This window comes from Arthrobacter sp. I3 (assembly GCF_000520575.1).
GTDB classification, from domain to species: domain Bacteria; phylum Actinomycetota; class Actinomycetes; order Actinomycetales; family Micrococcaceae; genus Arthrobacter; species Arthrobacter humicola_A.
Genome location: NZ_KI914927.1, coordinates 59,529 through 62,913 on the forward strand (window position 1 = coordinate 59,529; position 3,385 = coordinate 62,913).

The 3,385-nt window shown below is 65.3% G+C and carries 3 protein-coding genes and 1 pseudogene; 3 read left to right on the plus strand and 1 reads right to left on the minus strand.

Features of this window, described 5'->3' with window-relative positions; translation table 11 throughout:
* The first annotated feature begins 79 nt into the window (after positions 1-79).
* The 3 genes from Y706_RS0111715 to Y706_RS0111725 all read left to right on the plus strand — a co-directional run bounded on the left by Y706_RS0111715 (position 80) and on the right by Y706_RS0111725 (position 2,840).
* A complete protein-coding gene (locus Y706_RS0111715) occupies positions 80-841 on the plus strand; it encodes a MerR family transcriptional regulator (RefSeq protein ID WP_028276738.1) in 762 nt (253 codons plus the stop codon).
* A 115-nt stretch (positions 842-956) separates the two neighbouring features.
* Positions 957-1,406, plus strand: a complete 450-nt coding sequence (locus tag Y706_RS25080; RefSeq protein WP_052355065.1) for a cupredoxin domain-containing protein — start codon at positions 957-959, stop codon at positions 1,404-1,406.
* A gap of 189 nt (positions 1,407-1,595) precedes the next feature.
* On the plus strand, positions 1,596-2,840 hold the full coding sequence (locus Y706_RS0111725; RefSeq protein ID WP_253906780.1) for an FAD-binding oxidoreductase: 1,245 nt from the start codon (positions 1,596-1,598) through the stop codon (positions 2,838-2,840).
* 46 nt (positions 2,841-2,886) lie between these two features.
* Here the strand turns inward: Y706_RS0111725 and Y706_RS25085 are convergent.
* Positions 2,887-3,385, minus strand: a pseudogene (locus Y706_RS25085) (LD-carboxypeptidase); the annotation flags it as partial.

Sequence of the window (3,385 nt, forward strand, 5' to 3'; positions counted from 1 at the left end):
GTCGGCGGCCGGCCCGCCGGGCCGGCCGGGCCAGTAGGTTCTTGATCCTCACGCGGGGTGAGGATCTACGGTTGTTCACATGACAGAGACGAGCGGTGCCGCAGGTCAATGGAGCATCGGCGAACTTGCCAAAGCGTGCGGCGTCACGGTCCGGGCGCTCCATCACTACGACGAGATTGGGTTGCTGTCGGCAGGCCGGCGGACGGCTTCCGGCCACCGCCGCTACACCGAGGAAGATGTCCGGCGGCTCTACCGGATCCGGTCGCTGCAGATGCTCGGCCTCCCGCTGGCCGAAATCGGCGTTGCACTGGGAACCCCTGCCGATGACATTGGCTCGCTGCGCACGCTCCTGCAAAGGCAGTTGCTGAATCTTAGCCAGCACGCCGAGCAGGTCCAGGCGGTCCAGGACCGGATACGCGACCTGCTTTCACGTATCGACGGGGCCACCATGCCGGTGCCGGAACAGTTCATGGCAACTTTGGAGATGATCACCATGCTCGAAAACTACTTCACACCAGAACAGCGCCAGGAACTGGCCGGCCGCAGAGCCGAACTTGGCAGCGACAGCATCGAGGCCGCCAAAGTCCGGTGGGCCGCATTGGTCGAGGAGGGTCTCAAGCATGTCGAAAACGGGACGCCGGTATCCGATCCGTCCATCCGGGAATGGGCCACGGCATGGGACGAAATCGGATCCATGTTCCACGCAGGCGAAGAGACCAAAGCCGCTGCCCGTTCCATGTGGCAGGACAATAAGACTGCCCTCAGCGCCGATCTGCCCTGGACCCCGGAGCAACTGGCCGGACTCATGGCCTACCTGCAAAAGGCCAGGACGCAGCCCTGATGGCCCGTGCTCTCTGTCGGAGCTTTTCAGCGGTGCTTTTTGATGGTGGCGGATGCAGAATGGAAAGAAGCCGGGCTGATTTCTCAGCCCCCTCCAGCGTTGAGGACGGCACATCATGACGAGCAACAAGACACGGACTGCACTTGTGTTGGCAACGGTACTGATCGGGCTGAGCGGCTGTGCCGGAGGCGGCGGAACGCAGGCGTCGGCCCCTGCCACGACCGCCGGGACCTCGCCCAGCATGTCGATGGAACCGTCTGCCCCGGCCGGCTCCACCGCTTCGGGGCCGGGAAGCGGGGCGGCGAACGCCGCCGCCGCGACAATCACGATCAGCAACTTCGCCTACGAGATCCCGGGTGCGGTGGCTCCCGGGGCGGAGGTGAAGGTGATCAACATGGACACCGCAGAGCACACGGTAACCGCGGACCAGAATGCGACCCTCTTTGATGTCGAGGTCAAGGAAAACGGCGGCACGGCCACATTCAAGGCACCTTCCGAACCGGGGACTTACGCCTTTCACTGCAACTACCACCCCAACATGCACGGCTCATTGACGGTCAAATGAGCGCGACGCCGCCGGCCGGCGCGCGTCCTCGACGATCTCGAACGAGAAAGGTGCCGTGTCGTGGCTTTCCGGACCCCCGCACCGTCGCTTGACGCATCCGCCGTCGATGGCCTGGGTTCGGCGCTCCGGGGCCGGCTGTTCCGGCCCGGAGACGCCGGCTACGACGACGCCCGGAAGGTCTTCAATGCGATGATTGACCGCCGTCCGGACGTCATTGTCCGCCCCGCCGACGCCGAGGATATTCGCCGTGCCGTGAACTTCGCCCGGGAAAATGATCTCCCTGTCTCCATCAAGGGCGGCGGCCACAACGTGGCAGGGAACGCCGTCGGCGCCCGCGGGCTCATGCTGGATTGCTCCGGCATGAAGAACGTTCAGGTCGACGCCGAACGGCGCGCCGCCGTGGCCGGAGCGGGTGCGCTCCTGGCCGACCTTGACGTCGCCACCCAGGCGCACGGCCTGGCCACGCCGCTCGGAGTCGTGTCGGTTACCGGCATCGCCGGTTTGACCCTCGGAGGTGGCATCGGCTGGCTCAACGGCAAACACGGGCTCGCTTGCGACAACGTGCTGGCCGCCGACATCGTGACTTCGGATGGCAGGCTGTTGACGGCGAGCCCCGACCAACACACAGACCTCTATTGGGCCATCCGCGGAGGCGGCGGCAACTTCGGTGTTGTCACGTCCTTCACCTATCGTTTGCATCCCGTCGGACAGGTTCTTGCCGGAGCGCTCTCATTCCCGGCCGAACGGACAAGGGAGGTCCTGGGCTTTTATCCCGGATTCGCCGCTTCGTGCCCCGACGAACTCTCGATGTCGGCCAGTCTGGGGTGTGACACCTCAGGACGCCCTGTCTTCGGCGTCGGCGTCTGCTGGAGCGGCGGGCATGATGAGGCGGAGCTGGCGCTCCGGCCCCTGCGCGACCTCGGCCCAGATGTGGACGCGGTGGTGCCCACCGATTATGGCGTTTGGCAAAGCGCCCACGACGGCGGCTTTCCGTCGGGCCGGCACCACTATTGGAAATCGAGCTTTTTGACTGACCTCACCGCCGACGCCATCGATGTCCTGCTCCGGTTTGCGGCCGAGATGCCTTCAACGGCGAGCGGCATCGGAATGCAACAACTGCACGGTGTGGCCGTTCGGGTTCCCCCGGCGGCCACGGCATTTCCCCATCGCCGGTCCCAGAGCGAACTCCTCATCCTGGCCCAGTGGTCCAATCCGGCAGAAACGGAGCGACACGTCGGCTGGGCCCGCGCCTTCTTCGAAGCGATGCAACCCTTTGCTGCTAGCGGGGTGTACGTCAACGATCTTGGCCAGGAAGGGGAGGAACGGGTGAGGGCAGCCTACGGCGCCAACTACGACCGGCTGGCCGCCGTCAAAGCCGCATACGACCCCATCAACCTCTTCCGATCAAATCAGAACGTGCGGCCGACCGCATAGGAAATGATGATGACCCGACGTGTGCTCCTGGCCCTGCCTGCCACGATCAGGCATAGCTGGCTGTAACCCTCCTGGCTTCGCCGTCGAGTTGGATTCGACCGCCGTAGGGGAGGATCCACTGCGGTCGGGTGTGCCCGAAGGGAACCCCGATGCACACGACGGCGTCCGGGTTGTACAGTGCGAATTCGGTGCTGACCACATCGCGCTGTGCGGCGCGGAGCCGAGCCCGTTCGGCGGCAGGGGGAACTTGCCCGTGGCTGCTGACTGGAGGCCTGGCGAGCATCACGCCGTCGTCCGCCCCCAGGACACCACGCTCGCCGAGCGCTCGAACCCATCGCTTGACCCAATCTGCGGGAGCCAACAGTTCGCTGGTTTCGAGGATCAGGATTGTGTCCCGGAGCGCGTCGACGGAGGGCAGCCTGTCGGCGATGGCGAGCTGGTCGAGGACTTCGATGCAGCCGCCCCAGGTGTAACCGGAGACCGTGCGTCCGGGACCTGTCCACGTCCAGGGTTCGGTGGGTTCGCGGTCGCCGTATTCGACGAGT